The sequence below is a fragment of the Fimbriimonas sp. LA-C6 genome (assembly GCF_055398105.1).
The window spans coordinates 2,890,392-2,908,323 of sequence record NZ_AP038796.1; the positions used below are offsets into that span (position 1 = coordinate 2,890,392).

Annotated in this window: 17 protein-coding genes; 12 read left to right on the forward strand and 5 right to left on the reverse strand. The window is 51.6% G+C overall.

Annotated elements, in window-relative coordinates; translation table 11 throughout:
* Positions 1-103 precede the first annotated feature (103 nt).
* Complete coding sequence (locus ACZ51B_RS13395; RefSeq protein ID WP_464293838.1) at positions 104-2,248, reverse strand: hypothetical protein; 2,145 nt, start codon at positions 2,246-2,248, stop codon at positions 104-106.
* Between the two features lie 372 nt (positions 2,249-2,620).
* On the opposite strand from ACZ51B_RS13395, the gene acnA reads away from it, so the two are divergent.
* The 8 genes from acnA (at position 2,621) to ACZ51B_RS13435 (ending at position 10,865) form a co-directional block, all read left to right on the forward strand.
* Positions 2,621-5,341, forward strand: coding sequence for an aconitate hydratase AcnA (acnA, locus tag ACZ51B_RS13400; protein WP_464293839.1), 2,721 nt, complete (start codon positions 2,621-2,623; stop codon positions 5,339-5,341).
* Between the two features lie 382 nt (positions 5,342-5,723).
* Complete coding sequence (locus ACZ51B_RS13405; RefSeq protein WP_464293840.1) at positions 5,724-6,068, forward strand: hypothetical protein; 345 nt, start codon at positions 5,724-5,726, stop codon at positions 6,066-6,068.
* A 101-nt stretch (positions 6,069-6,169) separates the two neighbouring features.
* Positions 6,170-7,525 carry a hypothetical protein gene (locus ACZ51B_RS13410; protein ID WP_464293841.1) on the forward strand — a complete coding sequence of 452 codons (1,356 nt, stop codon included), beginning with the start codon at positions 6,170-6,172 and terminating at the stop codon, positions 7,523-7,525.
* 489 nt (positions 7,526-8,014) lie between these two features.
* Positions 8,015-8,476 (forward strand): hypothetical protein, encoded by a 462-nt coding sequence (locus ACZ51B_RS13415; RefSeq protein ID WP_464293842.1) that lies wholly within the window; start codon positions 8,015-8,017, stop codon positions 8,474-8,476.
* Between the two features lie 476 nt (positions 8,477-8,952).
* Positions 8,953-9,561, forward strand: a complete 609-nt coding sequence (locus tag ACZ51B_RS13420; protein ID WP_464293843.1) for a hypothetical protein — start codon at positions 8,953-8,955, stop codon at positions 9,559-9,561.
* 238 nt (positions 9,562-9,799) lie between these two features.
* On the forward strand, positions 9,800-10,081 hold the full coding sequence (locus ACZ51B_RS13425; RefSeq protein WP_464293844.1) for a type II toxin-antitoxin system Phd/YefM family antitoxin: 282 nt from the start codon (positions 9,800-9,802) through the stop codon (positions 10,079-10,081).
* Positions 10,071-10,382 (forward strand): type II toxin-antitoxin system RelE/ParE family toxin, encoded by a 312-nt coding sequence (locus ACZ51B_RS13430; RefSeq protein ID WP_464293845.1) that lies wholly within the window; start codon positions 10,071-10,073, stop codon positions 10,380-10,382. The genes ACZ51B_RS13425 and ACZ51B_RS13430 overlap by 11 nt, the downstream gene beginning before the upstream one ends.
* Positions 10,383-10,403: 21 nt before the next feature.
* A complete protein-coding gene (locus ACZ51B_RS13435; RefSeq protein WP_464293846.1) occupies positions 10,404-10,865 on the forward strand; it encodes a hypothetical protein in 462 nt (153 codons plus the stop codon).
* A 90-nt stretch (positions 10,866-10,955) separates the two neighbouring features.
* Here ACZ51B_RS13435 and ACZ51B_RS13440 read toward each other — a convergent pair whose 3' ends face one another.
* Positions 10,956-11,303, reverse strand: coding sequence for an ASCH domain-containing protein (locus ACZ51B_RS13440; protein WP_464293847.1), 348 nt, complete (start codon positions 11,301-11,303; stop codon positions 10,956-10,958).
* 107 nt (positions 11,304-11,410) lie between these two features.
* On the opposite strand from ACZ51B_RS13440, the gene ACZ51B_RS13445 reads away from it, so the two are divergent.
* From ACZ51B_RS13445 to ACZ51B_RS13455, 3 genes are all read left to right on the forward strand, one after another.
* Positions 11,411-12,277, forward strand: coding sequence for an alpha/beta hydrolase (locus ACZ51B_RS13445; RefSeq protein ID WP_464293848.1), 867 nt, complete (start codon positions 11,411-11,413; stop codon positions 12,275-12,277).
* A gap of 192 nt (positions 12,278-12,469) precedes the next feature.
* Positions 12,470-12,985 (forward strand): DUF433 domain-containing protein, encoded by a 516-nt coding sequence (locus tag ACZ51B_RS13450; protein WP_464293849.1) that lies wholly within the window; start codon positions 12,470-12,472, stop codon positions 12,983-12,985.
* Positions 12,986-13,024: 39 nt separating this feature from the next.
* Positions 13,025-14,059 carry an SGNH/GDSL hydrolase family protein gene (locus ACZ51B_RS13455; RefSeq protein ID WP_464293850.1) on the forward strand — a complete coding sequence of 345 codons (1,035 nt, stop codon included), beginning with the start codon at positions 13,025-13,027 and terminating at the stop codon, positions 14,057-14,059.
* Here ACZ51B_RS13455 and ACZ51B_RS13460 read toward each other — a convergent pair whose 3' ends face one another.
* From ACZ51B_RS13460 to ACZ51B_RS13470, 3 genes are read right to left on the reverse strand one after another with little or no spacing between them, the layout of a single operon-like run.
* The gene (locus tag ACZ51B_RS13460; protein WP_464293851.1) at positions 14,060-14,899 is read right to left on the reverse strand and encodes a DUF5694 domain-containing protein; all 840 of its coding nucleotides are present in this window, start codon (positions 14,897-14,899) and stop codon (positions 14,060-14,062) included. It abuts the gene before it with no gap.
* Positions 14,900-14,954: 55 nt separating this feature from the next.
* Positions 14,955-15,581 carry a ribonuclease HIII gene (rnhC, locus tag ACZ51B_RS13465; protein WP_464293852.1) on the reverse strand — a complete coding sequence of 209 codons (627 nt, stop codon included), beginning with the start codon at positions 15,579-15,581 and terminating at the stop codon, positions 14,955-14,957.
* Positions 15,578-16,870, reverse strand: a complete 1,293-nt coding sequence (locus ACZ51B_RS13470; protein WP_464293853.1) for an MFS transporter — start codon at positions 16,868-16,870, stop codon at positions 15,578-15,580. Before ACZ51B_RS13470 ends, rnhC begins: the two co-directional genes overlap by 4 nt.
* Positions 16,871-17,062: 192 nt before the next feature.
* On the opposite strand from ACZ51B_RS13470, the gene ACZ51B_RS13475 reads away from it, so the two are divergent.
* Positions 17,063-17,908 (forward strand): hypothetical protein, encoded by an 846-nt coding sequence (locus tag ACZ51B_RS13475; protein ID WP_464293854.1) that lies wholly within the window; start codon positions 17,063-17,065, stop codon positions 17,906-17,908.
* The last annotated feature ends 24 nt before the right edge of the window (positions 17,909-17,932 follow it).

Genomic DNA, 17,932 nt, shown 5'->3' on the forward strand with positions numbered 1-17,932 from the left:
ATTGAGCTGCAAACCTTAGGTAGACAAGACGCGCCAATTGGCAAAATGTTTCTAGAATCTCGGAGGGAGCGGAGACGCCAAAATCGATATAAACCACACGTGATCACAACGGTGGAATCACCCTGTTAGCCCCTTGCTCCCGCTGGCGATTCAATTCAGAATACTGTTTGGTCATCTGCCGAACCAACTCCTGAACTCGCTTCGCGAATTCGGCCGGCAGTCCCGAAAGTGAGGTCCCCGGTCCCTGTGGCCGATACTCCTCCGTCAGCACACTTCCCTGAGAAAGACCATAAGCAAAACGAAAGAACAAATGAATCTCTCGCCTCTTCCCAACTGCAAGGTGGTTTAGATCAACAATTTCGTGAGCCTGCAACTTAGCCCCAGTCAAGTCAGGCCGAGTCTGGTTGAGTATTTGCATGGCTAGGTCGGTGTCGCGGAAGGAGCGGATAGCTTCGCCTGTTTTGCTTGATATTGCGTAGGCTGTCTCGTTTTTTTCTTCTGACAGGAAGAACAAGCCGGAATCAGGAACTCCGGTGGGGAGGAAAACTGTTGGCTCCTGGTAGTAGCTGGAGGTTAGGCAGAGGTGGAGGCGGTCCTGTTCGGCCTGGGAAGCTGGTGTGTCTGTCGAGTTTTGATCGAATCTTACGTCGGTTGCTTCTTTGTAAACGGTGTTTATCAAGTATTGGACAGCGCTGGCATTCAGGCCTGAGAGTCTCAGGCCTTCTTTGCTTTTTGCTTGAAGCTTTTCTTTTGTATTGAGCGTCCCATAGAGTCTCAAGTAAGGCATGTAGGGATCTGGTAGGCCGTTGATATGCAACGCCACTTCCCATAAGGTCAGCAGAACGTTTGATTCAACAGTTTCGAGTTCTAGGGCTAGGCTGGCACGTTCTTCGATTGTCAATGTTCTGCCAGATGACATGGAGCGTAGATACCTAGCCAGGAAGCCACGATTGACTCGGGATTGGCGGTTTAGTGCTGGTTTTGATGGACGTAGGATGATCCAGTGATCTGACTCGGTTAGAGATTCAGTTGCCTTCCAAAACTTGAGGAGCCCTTCGGAAGTTGGGATCTGGTCTGAACTAAACCCTGGTTGGATAAAGTTATCCGAGAGGTATGCCACCACATTCTCGTCCTTCTTTTCGGCTACTTGAAGTAGCCATTTGGACGTAAAGAGTCCCAGAGGCTCATGCTGAATTGGATCCAGCATTTTTTCACGTAGCCTGGGGCTTACGTTGTCTGAATTGGTCTGAGGTCGGAGTGCTGCTATATACTCCTTATCCTCTTTGTCAAGTTCAAGAGCGAACGAGGTATCGTTGGGGTCTCTCCGACCCATACCGTAGAAACCGCCGGAATCGAACCCAAGTTGGTCCGAACTGGACATGATTTCCTTGGCTGCGGCGTCTACAAAGTGGAGGTCTATGTTATAGGATGTGTTGGACCTACGCGTGATGGTGAGATAGATTAGAGCTGGTTCTGCGTAGCCATTTTCGGTTAGTCCAGCGATTCCGTAACTCGTTCCCCCGATCTTGATACTGCCAATTCCTGTCTTAACCTGTGCCGCTTGCCACAGTTTGGATTGAGAGACAAAGTCTTCGTAGACTCGTTTAAGGTTAGAGGGCAACTCTCTTTGGATTGGGGTGGGATGGGTACTGTAGACTACTTTGATTCCAGCCGGTAGGCTTATCAACTCTTGAGGGTCGAGTAGCGAAACTAACCTCGGCATGAGTTGAGAGGAGGGAGTCCTGTCAATGAGTTTTGAGATGTAAGGGAAGTAGCCAGCTCCCGTCGTAGGATCGAAGTGGGGTATGGCGACCTTGTAATCTTGAGCGAGACGGTCCATTTCTAACTCAGTCATCGGCTTGTATTTGCTTGCTTGAGTTCGCTTTTGGGCAATCAACCTGGTGACTAGTGACAGAAGAGCCTTGCGTTCGGCTTGTATGTCTGCTCGATTCTGATCTCCTGATCGTTCTAAGACGTACACGCCATCCGCTACCTTCCACGAGCAATTCAGTGTTTCGGCTACCCGCTTCATCGCCTCTGGTGCGGGTACATCTTTAAACCTTACACACAGGACATCATCTTTGGTAGAAGTTGCGGCGCTCATGGGGACTCCTACTTGTTTGGATAGGAGGGCTAGCAGCTTATAGCAGGGGGTGCCCACTGACGAGAAAGTTATTTTCTTGTCGGGAATTTGGGCGTTGCTGAGTGCTGTCAGTGCAAGCGTGAGAAGCGGGGCTAGTCGATTCATAACGGATCAGACCTAGGCTACACGAGATTGGAGAATTCGTCACGAGTTTCTTGACAGTCATGGCAAAAACGGCCAAAAATAGTACTAAAATTTGCCATATTTTGCCCCTTTTTTGGGAAAAAGAGCGGCTTTTTGCTCGATTTTCTTCGGCTTCGTGGCGACTTTCTCTTAGGGGAGGCTCGTCTCGGCGGACGCCCTCTACTGGGTTTTCAGAGGTTTGGAAACGGGCTTGCCGAGAATGCCTATGAAGGCATCTGCGAGGGCCAAAACGCGCCTGGGTCTCTTGCGGGTATCTTTGAACTAATACGCCCTCCTTGTTTGTCGACGGCTAGCCCGCCATGCGCGGGGAGGAGCTATGTTGAGGAGGCGGTATTGTTAAACAGTTATAACGCAAAAAAGAGCTTTACGAGCGGCGGCAAAACCTACGAGATCTTTAGCCTCAAGACCCTTCAGGAGAAGGGCTTGCCAGTGCAACGACTCCCTTATTCGCTGAGGATTCTTCTTGAGAACCTTTTGCGAACCGAAGATAATCGAAGTGTCTTCGCCGCTGATGTAGAGGCCCTGGCTAATTGGGATGCGAAGGCGGAGCCTAGCAAGGAGATCTCATTTACGCCGGCTCGCGTTATTCTGCAGGACTTTACTGGTGTTCCTTGTGTTGTTGACTTGGCGGCTATGCGGGATGCGATGGCTGCTTTGGGTGGGGACCCTACTAAGATTAACCCGCTTCAGCCGGTAGAATTGGTCATTGACCACTCGGTGCAGGTGGATGCTTACGGTAGTGAGGCTGCTCTGCTTATTAACCGTGACCTGGAGTTTGAACGGAACCAGGAGCGGTATGAGTTTCTTAAGTGGGGGCAGAAGGCTCTTGCTAATTTCCGGGTGGTGCCGCCTAATACTGGTATTGTTCACCAGGTTAACCTAGAGCACCTTGCTCGGGTGGCTTTTGTGAATAACAGCGGCCAGGTGTATCCGGACACGTTGGTTGGTACTGACTCTCACACCACCATGATTAATGGCATAGGTGTTTTGGGTTGGGGTGTGGGTGGTATTGAGGCGGAGGCTGCTATGTTGGGCCAGCCGGTTACCATGTTGATCCCTCAGGTGATTGGCTTCCGGCTTACTGGAAAGCTGTCTGAAGGTATGACGGCTACTGACCTCGTTCTTACCGTGACAGAGATGCTCCGTAAGAAGGGTGTTGTTGGTAAGTTTGTGGAGTTCTTTGGCTCGGGGCTTTCCAGTTTGCCGCTTGCTGACCGTGCGACGATTAGCAACATGGCTCCTGAGTATGGTGCGACCTGCGGAATCTTCCCGGTTGATGATGAGGCGCTGCGGTATCTGCGGCTCACCGGTCGATCTGAGGAGTCTGTTCAGCTGGTTGAGGACTACTACAAGGAGCAGGGGCTGTTCTTCACTCCTGGTGATGCTGAGGCTCAGTACACCGACATTCTGGAGCTGGATCTTGGTTCGGTGCAGCCGAGTGTTGCGGGTCCTAAGCGACCTCAGGACCGGTTCTTGTTGGGGGACGCGAAGAAGAGTTTTCATGACGCTTTTGGTCCGGTGATTGCCGAGTCTCCACGCAAGTCTGCGGACTATGCAGGTGTGGCGGTTCTGGAGCGAACGGATACTGAGAAGAAGGCGAACCTTTCGGCGAACGAGTTGGACCATGGTTCCATCGTGGTGGCGGCTATTACGAGCTGCACCAACACTTCGAACCCATCGGTGATGTGTGCGGCTGGATTGGTCGCTAAGAAGTGCGTTGAGAAGGGTCTGATGCCGAAGCCTTGGGTGAAGACTTCTCTTGCCCCTGGTTCACGCGTGGCGAGCGACATTCTTAAGAAGGCTGGCTTGCTCACTTATCTGGAGCAGATCAACTTTGACATCGTGGGTTATGGATGCACGACGTGTATCGGTAACACCGGTCCTTTGCCTGAAGCGATTTCGAAGGCGATTAATGACCAGAACCTGGTGGCTGTGAGCGTGCTCTCGGGCAACCGAAACTTTGAGGGACGCATCAGCCAGGACGTGAAGGCGAACTATCTGATGTCGCCTCCGCTGGTTGTGGCTTATGCGATTGCTGGCTCGATCAATGTGGACCTTACCAAGGATGCTTTGGGTACGGACAAGGATGGCAATCCGGTTTATCTGAAGGACATCTGGCCGACTCAGCACGAGGTTGCCGAGGCCGTTGCTGGCTCGGTGAAGGTGGAGCTGTTTAACGAGAGCTACGCCGACGTGTTTAAGGGTGACGAGAAGTGGCAGGCGATTGGGGTGGAAGGTTCTGACCGGTTTGGTTGGAACGAGGCTTCGACCTACATCAAGAACCCTCCTTACTTTGCTGGAATGAGCAAAGAGGCCCCTGAGAGCATCAGCGACCTGGGCACGATGCGGACTCTGTTGAAGCTTGGGGATTCGATCACGACGGACCACATCTCTCCTGCCGGTGCGATCAAGAAGAACGCTCCAGCTGGCGAGTACTTGATCAACCGGGGCGTGGAGCAGTCGATGTTCAACTCTTACGGTTCGAGGCGTGGTCACGACGAGGTTATGGTTCGCGGCACGTTTGCGAACGTTCGGTTGCGAAACCAGGTCGCTCCTGGCACTGAGGGCGGATACACCACTTACTTCCCGACCGGCGAAGTGGTGTTTGTGTACGATGCTTCGATGAGGTACCAGGCCACCGGAACGCCTTTGCTGGTTCTGGCTGGCAAGGAGTACGGCTCTGGTTCGTCACGAGACTGGGCCGCGAAGGGCACTTATCTGCTGGGCATCAAGACGGTCCTGGCTCAGAGCTTCGAGCGCATCCACCGATCGAACTTGGTGGGTATGGGCGTTCTGCCACTTGAGTTTGTGGACGGTGCCAGCGCTGAGAGCCTGGGTCTGACAGGACGCGAGTCGTTCGACCTGCTCGGCTTCGCAGACGCCGCCAACTCCGGCTTCGCCGGCGGCAAGCTCCTAAAGATGCGCGCCACCGACGAGGAAGGCGCGACGAAGGAGTTCCCCGTCCGAGTCCGAATCGACACCCCTCAAGAGCTGCTGTACTTCAAGAACGGCGGCATTCTGCAGTACGTGCTGCGTCAGTTGTTGAACAGCTAGCTGAGGTTGGGACTGAGAAGGGGGCCGCGTATGCGGTCCCCTTTTTTTGTTGGGGAGGTTCTTCTTTTACTCAACCCTCTATGTTGGGCATTTTGGATCGGCTCCAGAAGGAGCTTCGATTTAATCAAGTTCTTCGTACCGCAGTCTGCTCGAAAATCGAGCTAGTCAGGGCACAAACTAGCCAGAGCGCGTCTCATCGGGCAATGAATTGAGCTTCTTATTTGGCGCGCTGCACTCCACCCATCTCTTTGGCGGGTTGATTTCTGAGCCAAAGGAGGCTTTGAGTCGAGATGTTAAGTAAGTATAATAAATTTGGAATTTATATGACTTTATGATACAATTTTAAAGTAATCAATCCAGTGCTCACATCAAGGAGAATTAGATGAAAAAGTCCCTTCCTATCATCGGCTTTGCAGCGGCTACTTTGCTGGTTGGATCAGTCTTCACGTTTGCCAGGGGCGGCAGTGGACAAGTTTCCAACAACGGTCCAATTCTGGTTAATTTAGTAGATTCAAGCGGGACTAATCTGGGCGCTTACTACGAAATGGGGATTCCGAGAGTGGGTGAATATGTGACGGAGTGGCAAGGGACGAACTTCAACAACTACGCACGCCAAGTTAAAGGTGTCATTCATGTGTCGTTTACACAACGAAATCAACATGCAATGGTGCTGGTTGGACCTAAACAGCCACTGCCGTTCTGGCCGGGGCAAGCCTCCGGTATTTGAGTGCAATTTGGGTAACCAATTGGCCTTGACGAGGGATAACGTCGGGATAGATATTATATCTGCCTCGTTGGGATTTTTCTTGTCACGGAGAACATAAAACTATGGTGAACCTCTTCGAGCAAGTGGTTGAAACTCAGCTATTGCACCCCAATTTTGTTGCGCTAATGTCTTCAGATTATGCTGATGTCCGAGCGGTCTTGAATTCATGGGCGGAAGGGTTTGTTGATAGGGACAATGACTTTGAATCCAAGTTTCAAACACAGTTTAATCCACAATTTTGGGAACTCTACTTACATCAGGTTTTCAAGGAGAGTGGATTCAATCCGTCATATGAGAAAGCAGCACCTGACTATGCTCTTCGGATAAATGACCATGAGTGTGTGGTTGAGGCTACAACTACTCAAGCAGCAAACGGCACAACACCTGAATGGCTGCGAAACATCACTGATTTTCGACCCGGTCATAACGACGTCATGTTCCACTACGCCACAGTTCGGTTCGCGAACGCTTTCTCTGCAAAGCTAAAGAAGTATCGTGACTCGTATGCCAAGTTGGAGCACGTAGCTGGAAAGCCCTTCATTGTAGGAATCGGTCAATACGAACAGCCTCTCTTTTTTCTTTGTGGTCATATTCCTGCATTGCGAGTACTCTTTGGACTCGACGAGCCTCTTTATGTCTGGAATGGCAACGAAATAATGATTGTCGGAAGTGCAAGCCGAAGCGTTGAACTTAAAAGATTTGATGCCCCTATTCGACTTGGATTGTTCCGCGATGACAGTGCGAAGGAAATCAGTGGAGTCCTCTGTTCTGCGCTTGCGACGACCGGCAAGTGTCAAGCCCTAAGCGGTGCATTGGATCCTGGAATGTTCTTCTTTGCCGTTCGCTTCGATGAAAATGGTGATTCCGTTACCACTGGTGGTGCAAAGGGCGAATACAAAGAATCTCTAGCCGATGGACTGCATCTCTTTGTAAATCCTTTTGCGGAAAATGCCCTTGATCCTCAGCCTTTCATGGATGCTGGTATCGCTGTGCATATCTTGACGGAAGATCCGCCCGCGTACGAGTTCATCGCCCCCAAAGGAACTTTGTCTACACGAACAACAATTAGTATCAGGCAAGGAAAAGGAACTCGGAAGAAGCTCCTTATTGAAGCCCAACCTCTATTTCCTGATGTGGTCCAGTGGCCTGAGGGCGAGCTTGTTGAACAAGAATCTTCAACAATTCTTTCTGACCGAGAATACTTGGCACATTACAAGGGCTGGACAATCCACGTGGCTCGGGATCGCACGGAGCAGGACTGGTATGGACAAGGCGTTGAACGGCTAGTTACATCTACATCCGGTGTTATTGAGGCAAATCGCTATATAGTCAGAAGTGTCGGTCCTATTGCCTCGCATCCAACAAAGGAATCTGCCCTACGCAAGATAGCTGACCTTATAGACGAATGTGATGCATAGTTCTCATGTAGCCTCCATCGTTACAGTGAACTGCACAGTGCCTTCACAGCCAACGTGATGATGCTCTTTGTATTCCAATAGCCTGATGCCCCTTTGCTCGGCCCCCTGGCTGCGATGCTTAAAGTATCTCGCTTGACCTTTACACGCGGGCTGCTGCGAAGGCCTCGACACCCGAGCAGAGGAAGCGGTCTGCGGAAGATGTTAACGATACTACGAATACGATCTATCAGCTAACACGGGCACGCTCTGGGCTCGAGCAGGAGCGGTACGAGCGTGAGGACCATGCCCGCCGGTTCTTCCGGCAATCGCTTTTCTGAGTTCGGCCTACGCGTCTCTCGCGTCAGAATATATCAACAACGTAAACTGTGGTTCCATTGGCACAATCACCATGGAACCTCGGAAGCATTGGGTCCTGACCGATGAGTTGAAGCGGGTTGTACTCTACTTTCGTTGAGTACATGGTTGCTGTTACGGTGTCTTAATTTTCATATGCCTAGAGTGAAGTTTGGGGATGTTATTGAGATTCCTACTAGCAAGGGGTTGGTTTATGCGCAGTACACGCACAAGGCTCCTGACATGGGTGGTCTTATCCGGGTGTATCGGGGTTTTCATGAAGTAAGGCCTGCTGATGTTAGCGCTCTCGTGCAGGGTGAGGTTCAGTTCTCCTGCATCATCCCTGTCTCGACTGCCGTGAACATGAAGGACTTATCAGTCGTTGGGCAAGCAGAGATACCTGTTGAGATGCAGAAGTTTCCAATCTTTCGGTCTGGGACTGTTAATCCTGAGACGAAGAAAATTGAAATCTGGTGGCTTTGGGATGGGGAGAAGTCCTGGCGTGTTGGCGACATTCTTCCCGAGCAGAGGAAGTATCCGATTCGTTCCGTTCTCAGTATGTTTGGTTTGATCCGCCACATCGAATCTGGTTGGACGCCGGAGACGGATCCGTTTTAGACTTGGTGTTTGGAGCGATCGTGGGTGGGATTCGATACTGTGGAATTAGATATTCAGTCATCAGCCTAAGACGCTATCAAGGCAGCTAGGGTTTGATCAAAATCCATGATTGTAGCTGTAGTTTTGCTAAAAACAAATCGCACCTTCGTTGCAGTCTATCAGCTTTGATTACTTCAAGGGTAGGGAGTGGCCAATTGTCTGGGGCAGCGGAATGAAACGGTCATTGGTCGAGAAGTAACTTTGTAGTCTGGTCTATAGGTAAGAGTGCATTGGGTCGCAAAAGATGCAAATGGCGCTATCAAGCTAATCGACGCCAAAAATGGTCCTTCTACAGGCTTAACTAGAAATCAGAGAATTGGATACCCTGAGATTCGACAGCAAGGAGCTATCCCAAGAGGGCAACGGGCCATGGAAGCAAACTTTAACGTTGGTACGAAGACTAAGAGCATGGATGTTCAGATAGATCGTTGGTAAAAATGATAACAGCAAAAGAATTTGTTAAGAAAATAGCAGTGCCGCTGGGAGATTTAGGGTTTAAGAAAAGAGGGAAGGGTGCGATTTTTACCTGTGATATCGGGAATGACTATCTCGGGTGGATTGGCATGAATGATGCTAAGCGTAATGGACTTGTTGAGATTAACCAGGTAATTGGAATACGTAATCAAAAGGTTCAGTCGATTATTGCTCGATTAGCCGGCCGGGATGATGACTCTTACACTCCAGCTACGGTGAGTTTGTCGCTGGGCTATCTCATGCCAGAAAAGACATATAAGCCTTGGTATTTTGATGAGGTTAGTGAAGAACAACTTCACCTGATGGTCGAGCAGATTAAGACCTATGCTATTCCGTTTATGAAGTCTTCAACTGTGTCTTTGGATGTTTTTGAAAAGGTTGTTGAACGGCATTCGCCAAACATATACAAATACTATCGAATGCCTGCCGTCTTGGCATTAAATGGAAAATTTGAAGAAGCTATGTTTTGGGTTAATAAGGAGCTTGAAAATATTAAGGACGACCCTAATACGGCTGCTGATGAGTACAGAGCATTTGCTGAGAATTTCAAGAAGGAGTATGGTTTGTCTTAGTTCCTCAAGACATCAGTCGATCAATCCCTATAACTCCTGTTGTATTGGTGTAGTGTGACGCAAACCTGGTTGGACGATTTGACTTATAAGTTCTATCGATCAGACGAATCCTTGTCACACGCCTCAAGTGCTGCTGTACTTCAGGAACGGTAAGGTTGTTGTACGGACTAGAAATCTTAAAAAAGCTGGGACATGTGGTAACATGAAATTAACATTTAATTTCCATTAAGGGCCGCATATGTCGAATATTTCTAATTCTCATTCGCTTTCGGATTTTCAGCGGAACGCAAAGGTGTTCATCGAGGGACTCAATGAGAGTCGAGAGCCTATGCTTTTGACGGTGAATGGTAAGGTCCAGGCTGTGCTTGTTGATCCAGTTAGTTTTCAGCAGATGGAGGATCTGTTAGAGCGAGAGCGGTTCATCGCAGCGATGAAAGAGGGGCTGAAAGACATTGATGAGGGAAGAACGCGTCCCTTGGAAGTGGTGTATGAAGAGATGAAGGCCAAGTATGGCTTTTGATATAGAGTTAGCTGCGAGAGCAGAACTTGATATCTCCGAAGAAGTTGATTACATCCGACAGGACTCCGCTGCACGGGCTCTGAAGTGGTTTGAAGATCTTTTCGCACTCGTTGAGACCTTGCGAGAGCTTCCAGAGTGTCACCCGCTCATTCCAGAGTCGAAGGATCTGAAACGATCTCTGCGCTCTGTGCATCATCACTCTCATCGTGTTATCTATGAGGTCCAGCCATCGCGGAACATTGTCTATATTGTCCGCGTCTACCACGGATTTCGGAAACCTCTTACAGGCAAGGATATTTAGACCGTTGGAAGGGTGCTCTTGATGCCTAGAGTGAAGTTTGGGGACATTCTTGAGATTCCTACTAGCAAGGGGTTGGCTTATGCGCAGTACACGCATAAGGCTCCAGATATGGGTGGTCTCATTCGGGTGTATCGGGGGTTTCACGAGGAAAGGCCTGCTGATATTCGCGCGCTCGTCGATGGTGAAGTTCAGTTCTCCTGTATCTTTCCGGTTGGTGCCGCCGTCTACCAGAAGCTCGTGACCATTGTGGGTAAGGCTGAGATACCTCCTGAGATGCAGAAATTCCCAATCTTTCGGTCTGGGACTATTAATCCTCAGACGAAAAAGGTTGCTATTTGGTGGCTTTGGGATGGGGAGAAGTCTTGGCGGGTTGGCGACATCACCCAGGAGGAAAGGAAGTATCCGATGTGCGGTGTGCTCAATATGGTGGCTCTCATCGATAAGATTGAGTCGGGCTGGACGCCGGAGACGGATCCGTTTTAGGTTGTGTTTGGCTGGGACTGGTAGTGAAAAGCAAATCGCCGTTCTCTGGAGTAAGAGAACGGCGATTTGCTTTTGGTTTCTTTGAGTGGGTCAGTCGTCTACTCGGGAGAAGTAGATGACGGTTACTCGGTGGTCTGGTGTGATGAGGTCTCCGTAGATCCTGGATAGGGTCCCGATGACGTCGTCTTGAGATCGAAATTCTGGGTTTTCGCGTTCGATGTCTCGTGGGGATAGTTCCGCGATGGTTTTTACTTCCACGCGATCTAAGATTGCCGAATAGAGCTTTTGACGTCTGCCAAATCGCGGTCCGATCGTCACCCAGACGATCATTCCCGTTCGATATTTGTCAGTTTTGTCGCCAAGCCGGATGGTGACTGTCTTCCGGTGATTTCGCAAGACATCGCCATAAAGGTCAGTGTAAAAGTTTAGGGCGTACATACCGAAGCCAAGTTCCCGAATGACCTAAGATACCGCCATTATTACGGGAACATTTCATTTTCGGCGTATACAGAATAAAACGCCAACGATACGTGAGCTTTTTTTCTATGTGGATCCTCGTTGTCTTCCTCGTTTATCTCTTCATTCTCACGGCGATCGCTTGGATCAGCATGCATCCTCCTCGTATTCCGCTGTATTTATCGCCTGGCACTTTTGGTGCTGCGTATGAGGAGTTTGAGATTGTTTCGGGGGATGGCACGAGTTTGCGGGCTTGGTGGATTGAGGCTGAGAACCCGAGGAGCGTGATGGTTTTGACACACGGGTACATCATGAATCGGGCTGAGTTGACTCCGGAGGCTTGTTTGATGGCGAAGGAGGGGGTGTCTTGTTTGCTGATTGATACTCGGGCGCACGGCAAGAGTCGGGGCAAGAAGACGACGATGGGGTTTGAGGAGATTGGGGACGTGACGGCGGCGGCTGAGTATGCGCGGTCGAGATCTGGCGGGTTGCCGGTGGGGTTGATGGGGAGCAGCATGGGGGCGGCGGCGAGTGCGATGGCTGCGGGTGAGAATCCTGCTTTGGCGGACTTCCTGGTTTTGGACAGTGCTTATTGCGACTTCACGAGTGCGGCTTTGGGTTGGTGGAGGTTTTTGGGTGGGGCTGTGTTGGAGAAGGTGTTGTATCCGACCGTTTTGATTGCCTGGCCGATTGCTGGGTTTAACCCTTTTCGGGTGAAGGTGAGTGAGAAGCTGGCGCGTTTTGAGGACAAGCCGGTTTTGTTCTTTCATGGGGATCGGGACAATTTGGCGTTGCCTAGCGAGGCTCAGAAGAACTTTGACGCGGTGAGTGGGCCGAAGCAGATGGTTTGGTTTGGTGGGTGTGGGCACAGTGAGGGGCGGTGGGAGCAATCGGAGAAATACCGGGCGGAACTGCTGGCATTTTTAAGGTCTCATGGCCTATGTCACCCTGCTTAAAATGCACGAAATTTGGGCTGAAATGGGCTCGAAGCGAGATTTCCATTTCCTTTCACGATCAAACAAGTCTAAGCTAGCGTCCTAAGAAGTAAGAAAAGGCGATGCTGACTTTTCTTCATTCGCCACTTGGGTGGCATTGCACAGCCTAATAATTTTTTGGCGCGATCGAGGAAGCTCGCGGAAAGAAGACCGATGCAGCAGACAAAGACGACAATGATCGCTCTGGAGTCGTGGCAATTGAACGAACTCCAAAGACTAGCAAAGACCGATAAGAACAAAATTGAAGAGATTTTCAACACGATCTGGCAGAAGTATCCGGACGTGTTTGAACAGCTCGCTATCTCTGCCGTAGACCATGAGACGCTTTCGGTTCAGCGGTGTTCTGAGCTTCTGGGTGTGACGCCTGCTGAAGTGATGGATCGCCGTAGTGCTCACCGGGGTGATGCTACGCACACGCTCATTGTGATTGATGAGAAGAAGGTGGCTCGACTGGCGGAGTGCGGCGTGGCGGTTTGGGAGATTGTGCGTGAGTATCGCAACTCTGGCGGCGTGGACCGATTGGAGAACGCTTTCCCATCTTTGAGCCGAGCTGACCTTGTGGCGGCGATGCGGTATGCGCAGGAGAATCCTGGCGAGATTGAGGCACAGGTCCAGCAGTATGAAAACCTGCGGTCTAAAGTGCGAACTGAGTACCCCTACACTTTATAGGCAGCAAGGGCGATACCTGTTGTGACAACATAGGCAGGTATGTTTTTTGCTTCGTTCGCGGTGGCGGTTTTAGTTGGCACAGGTCGACTAAAGCCCGTCTCGCCTTTTGACCCTGCTATCCGGTACGTGGGACGATTTGATCGGCGCGATTTGGCGGGTCCCAAGTGCGCCTGGTCTGCCAGCACGGTTGAGCTCAAGTTCCGCGGGACTGAGTTTAAGGCTCAGATTCGTGATACGGGGAATGACTTCCTACAGGTGGAAGTTGATGGGAAGCCGACTGCTGTTTGGAAGTTGACCAAGGAAGGCAGCTACACGGTTTCTAATCTTTCTGATTCTTTTCACCAGATTCGGTTGGTGCGTCGCACTGAGCCTTTGGTGGGTGTGACTCAGTTTGTTGGGTTTGCGGTGCCTAATGGTGAGTTGCTTCGGGTGGATCCTCCTAAGCGGTGCATTCAGATTGTGGGGGATTCGATCAGTGCGGCTTATGGGAACGAGGGCAAGGATCGGACGGAGCATTTTCGGCCTGAGACGGAGAATGCGTATTTAGCTTATGGGCCGATTGCTGCTCGGGCTTTGGATGCGGATTGTGCGGTGATTGCTTGGTCTGGGCGGAAGATGTGGCCGGACAATACGATTCCTGAGATCTACGATTTGGCGATTCCTACGGATCCCACGAGTCTCTGGGATCATTCTAGGCAGGTTCCGGATGTTGTGGTAATTAATCTGGCCACGAACGATTTTGCGAAGGGGAATCCGCCTCAGAAGGAGTGGTCGGATGCTTATAAGGCGTTTATTGTCAAGATTCAGAAACTGTTTCCTAGGGTGAAGGTGTACTGCACGATTGGGAGCATGATGAGCGACACTTACCCTCCTCAGGCTATGGCTTTGAGCACGGTGCGGGGGTATTTGACGGAGATTGTGCGGTCTTTTCGTTCGCCTAATGTGCGGATGATTGAGTTTGATCAGCAGCAGGAGGCGGACGGCATTGGGTCGGACTGGCATCCTTCGGTGAAGACCCAGCAGAAGATGGCCGCCAAGTTGGTGGAGGCCATCAAGCGCGATTTGGGTTGGTAGCTACTCTTTAGGGAGTAGTTGTTTTGCGGATGCGGGCACTTTCGAGAGGTACTTGAGGGGGCTGACGAACTCCATTTTGTCGGAGTCTCGGATGATGTCTCTGAGGTACTTCACGTGTCCTGATCCGAAGAGAACGAGGATGCGGTCTCCTGGTTCGGTGATGTCTTGGAGTCGGCTGTAGATTCTGAGGTTTCTCTTGTACCAATCTCCGAGCATGTCGGCGCCTGGGAACTGAGCTGCGTCGTGGGCTACTAGGAGGCTCATGTAGAACTGTTGCCCGAGCTTGATTAACTCGTCTGAGTTGTGGAGGGCGAGGATTTGTCCGACTGTATAGGATTGGTCGATCTTTTCTAGGAGTGGGCCTATTTGGGCGATCTTTGTGGTGATCTGCTGAAGGCGCTCGGGGGATTTTTGGGCTAGGAAGCCCATGGGTTTGTCGAACTCCATGTCTAGCTTGCAGTCGACGGCATAGAGTTTTTTGAGGCCGAGTTGTTGGGCTAGGCGGAATCCTAGTTGGACACGTTCGTCAGCGGATGCCTGGGATTTGCCTTCTAGATAGTTTTGGTACGCGGTGTTCCAGGTGGCGTCATCTACGGCTTCTATGGCGATTTTGGTTGGATTGAAGCGTTTGAGCGACTGGATGACTTCTAGGATCTCTTTTTGGCGTTCTGCTGAGAGGGTGTCCTTGATCTTCGACTTGACTAGGTCGAGGCCAGGGTTGCTCATGTGGTAGGTCCCGAGGACCATCAGTTTTGCTTTCGGGATGGGCTTTGTGTCTTCTCCAAATGAGGCAGTGATGAGCGAGCAACTTAGTGCGAGCATCGAAACAAAGTATTTCACTGGACCATTATGGGGAGGGCCGGATTGTGGTCCGGCCATGAGACCTAATGGATGGTTAGGAGAGGACTTGCTGGGAGGTTTTGAAGTGCATTTTGGCTACTTGCGGTAGGACTTCTGGGCCTTTGGCGGCTACTAGGCGCTTGCCGGTTGGGATTACGTTGGTGGCGCCTTTGGGGAGTTGGGTGCCTACTTCGTCTCCGAGTTTGCGGAGGCCTCTTAGGAAGGCGGCTCGGGCTAGGATGGAGGCTGCTGCGACTGCGATGTCGGCTTCGGCTCGGACCATGGAGCGGAACTCTACTTGTTGGCCTTTTTCAAAGAGGGCTCTTTTGACGGCTGCGCCGCCTGCTGCGAACTGGTCGGAGATGACCAGGTGCGCCTCTTGGATTTCCAGGACGTTCTCGATGGCTCTTGCGTGGCCCCATGCCAAGAGGGTGTTGAGGTTTTTGAACTTGGCGTAGAGCTCGTTGTACTTGGTGGGGTTGATCACGATGACGGAGCAGGGGCATACCGCCTTGATCTTGTCTGCCAGTCTGAGCGCGAGTGGGTCGGTGAGTTTTTTGGAGTCTTTTACTCCGTCTAGCTCTGCCAGGTGCTCTGGTCCTACGTAGCAGGCCGCTATTACCAGCGGCCCAAAGAAATCGCCTTTTCCAGACTCGTCAACTCCGATATGCCCTAATGTCACTTCAGGGAAGGTACCCCGTCGGGCAGGGGTTCTTGTGGGGGTTCTGCTGGGTCTGTGTTGGGCATGACAATGTTTCGGAAGGTTGGATCGAGTAGTCCGCCCAGGCTTGCTAGGGTCATTCCTGCGCCCATGAGGATGAAGGTTTGGGAGATTCCTAGGTTATCCACGATGAGTCCTGCGAGGGCGCATCCGATGGGCATGGCTCCGCTTCCGATGACGGAGAGGGCTGAGTTGACGCGTCCTCGGAAGGCGTCGGGGACGCTTAGTTGGATGTAGGCGTTGATGGGGATGTCTGCGGGTGGGACCGCGAGGCCTGCGAGGACGTTCCAGAGGAGGATCATCCAGAAGATTGGCGAGAAGGCCATGGCTCCGACGGTGAGGCCGACGACCATGAGTCCGAGACAGAACCACCAGCCTGGCTTTTGGGGCTTGAATTTGCCCATGGCAGCGCTGGCGACCACCATGCCTAGGAAGAAGGAGAACTCGAACCAGGAGACGGTGGAGGGTTTGCCACCGAACCATTTGTCGTTGGCGGCCAGGTAGACCACGAAGAACGGTGAGACCATCAGTCGGAACACCGTGATGAGGCAGAACATGACGACTAGCTCACGCCGTTTGCCGATGTACTTGAGGCCTTCGACGAAGTCTGCCATCGGGTGGGTTTGGTGGGCGTCGGTTCGGTCTGGCTCGATCTTGGGCAGCTTAGTTATGTAGAACGCCGAGAGGAAGAACGAGAACGCGTTGAGGCCTATCGCCGAGAAGTAGAACATCTTGGGGGATAGCGCGTAGAGCGGGCCCATGATGCTGGCGGAGAAGCCGAGCCCGATGAGGGGCATGATGGTCTGCGTGGACTGGCTGAAGGCGGAGGCGCGCAGGAGCATGTCGGGTGGGACGAGCGCTGGGATGGCTGCGGATTTGGCAGGCATGAAGAAGCAGCGGACGCTGGACAGGACAAACGGCGTGGCGAGCAAGAGGGCAATGGGCGGCTTAGCCTGGAACAGGAGGACGGCCGCGAGCATCGCGAGGGCTATGCCGCTGATGATGTCTGACCAGAGCATGATCTTTTTGCGATCGATGCGGTCTGCCAGGACGCCTGAGTAGGGGCCGAGGATGAGAAAAGGGATGGTTTCCAGGGCGCCGACAAAGCCGACCATCTCGTTACGGCCCGTGACTTTCTTGACCATGAACATGAAGATGACGTAGTAGAAGGCGTCGCCGAGTTGTGAGACAGCTTGACCTAGCCATAGGTCGCGAAATGGGCGTATACGGAGTACATCGGAGTAGTTCAAAGCGTGGGGTTCCTCGTTAGGTAGGTCGTTGGGGCGATGGTGGCCACCAATAGACTTGGGCAGCGGTGGCGGCTGCTAACGGGGGGCTTTGAATTTCTTCACAGGAAACAATTATCGCACGCTGGGATGTCGGAACGCAAACTGTAGGCACTTAGTCCGGCACCGGTGGGTAGCCTTTCGTCGAATTCAACCATGGTTAACTACGCTCACTACCGAAAGCGACTGAGAAGGGTTTTTCCGTGGCTGAACGAAGAGTTGCTTGCGCATGGGCTGATTCATGACTATGTGTGGAACTACTTCCCGGACTCTGGAAACGCCTTTCCGATAGGTTTGGACCAGACTGGTGGCCTCTTTTCAGCAGAGGAAATGGTTTCGGTCGTGCCGGATAGTCCGTTTAAGATGCCCGAGACGGATTGTTTTGGAAATATCGTGCATCGGCTGTCTCGATTGGAGGATTGCGCAGTCCTTTCTCAAACGAATTGTCACCAGATTCTTGTTTTTGGACATGGCGGCTATGGACCTTGGCTCATTGACGAAACTGTGAGATTTAAACGTGCGGACACTCCCTCTTGGCTTAAAGTCATGGAGGTCAAATTAGAAGAGTCTAAAGCGTATTGTCGGGAGGTTTTCCGGGTTCTTCGGGATCAACATGGCGGGCAAAGTGATCCTAAGCGGTTTTGGAAGTTCGTCCAAGAAGGTGTGCGGGGGCTACAAGCCGTAAGGGTGAGTGTGTTCAAGAGGAAGAGTATCTATTCAAGATATTTGTGGCACGGAATGCATGAGGCGAACTCGACTTCTTTGCGCAGCCTGAAGACACTCGTGGGGAGGATGAATGGGAGTGTGCTTGTCTCTTCAGAACTCTGTCCAGACATCGTCTGTGAAGTCGGGGTCGAGTATGCCTGTGAGATGGTGGGAACGGTTCCTCATCTTTACCTTTTGGACTCATGGCGACCGTCTGTCGTGTTAGCGGCGATTGAGACAGGTAACTCATCTCGCACGGGACCTTATCCCGCGTTTATTTGTCCTATTGACCGGTAGTGAGAGCGCCCTCTCGGTTGTGGA

What these genes read in the sequence shown, in the direction of transcription:
- ACZ51B_RS13425 (WP_464293844.1), top strand. Translation starts at nt 9,800, where the DNA reads ATGTCGAATATTTCTAATTCTCATTCGCTTTCGGATTTTCAGCGGAAC.
- ACZ51B_RS13405 (WP_464293840.1), top strand. Translation starts at nt 5,724, where the DNA reads ATGAAAAAGTCCCTTCCTATCATCGGCTTTGCAGCGGCTACTTTGCTG.
- ACZ51B_RS13430 (WP_464293845.1), top strand. Translation starts at nt 10,071, where the DNA reads ATGGCTTTTGATATAGAGTTAGCTGCGAGAGCAGAACTTGATATCTCC.
- ACZ51B_RS13445 (WP_464293848.1), top strand. Translation starts at nt 11,411, where the DNA reads ATGTGGATCCTCGTTGTCTTCCTCGTTTATCTCTTCATTCTCACGGCG.
- ACZ51B_RS13450 (WP_464293849.1), top strand. Translation starts at nt 12,470, where the DNA reads ATGCAGCAGACAAAGACGACAATGATCGCTCTGGAGTCGTGGCAATTG.
- ACZ51B_RS13415 (WP_464293842.1), top strand. Translation starts at nt 8,015, where the DNA reads ATGCCTAGAGTGAAGTTTGGGGATGTTATTGAGATTCCTACTAGCAAG.
- ACZ51B_RS13395 (WP_464293838.1), bottom strand. Translation starts at nt 2,248, where the DNA reads ATGAATCGACTAGCCCCGCTTCTCACGCTTGCACTGACAGCACTCAGC.
- ACZ51B_RS13440 (WP_464293847.1), bottom strand. Translation starts at nt 11,303, where the DNA reads ATGTACGCCCTAAACTTTTACACTGACCTTTATGGCGATGTCTTGCGA.
- ACZ51B_RS13475 (WP_464293854.1), top strand. Translation starts at nt 17,063, where the DNA reads ATGGTTAACTACGCTCACTACCGAAAGCGACTGAGAAGGGTTTTTCCG.
- ACZ51B_RS13455 (WP_464293850.1), top strand. Translation starts at nt 13,025, where the DNA reads ATGTTTTTTGCTTCGTTCGCGGTGGCGGTTTTAGTTGGCACAGGTCGA.
- ACZ51B_RS13435 (WP_464293846.1), top strand. Translation starts at nt 10,404, where the DNA reads ATGCCTAGAGTGAAGTTTGGGGACATTCTTGAGATTCCTACTAGCAAG.
- ACZ51B_RS13420 (WP_464293843.1), top strand. Translation starts at nt 8,953, where the DNA reads ATGATAACAGCAAAAGAATTTGTTAAGAAAATAGCAGTGCCGCTGGGA.
- ACZ51B_RS13410 (WP_464293841.1), top strand. Translation starts at nt 6,170, where the DNA reads ATGGTGAACCTCTTCGAGCAAGTGGTTGAAACTCAGCTATTGCACCCC.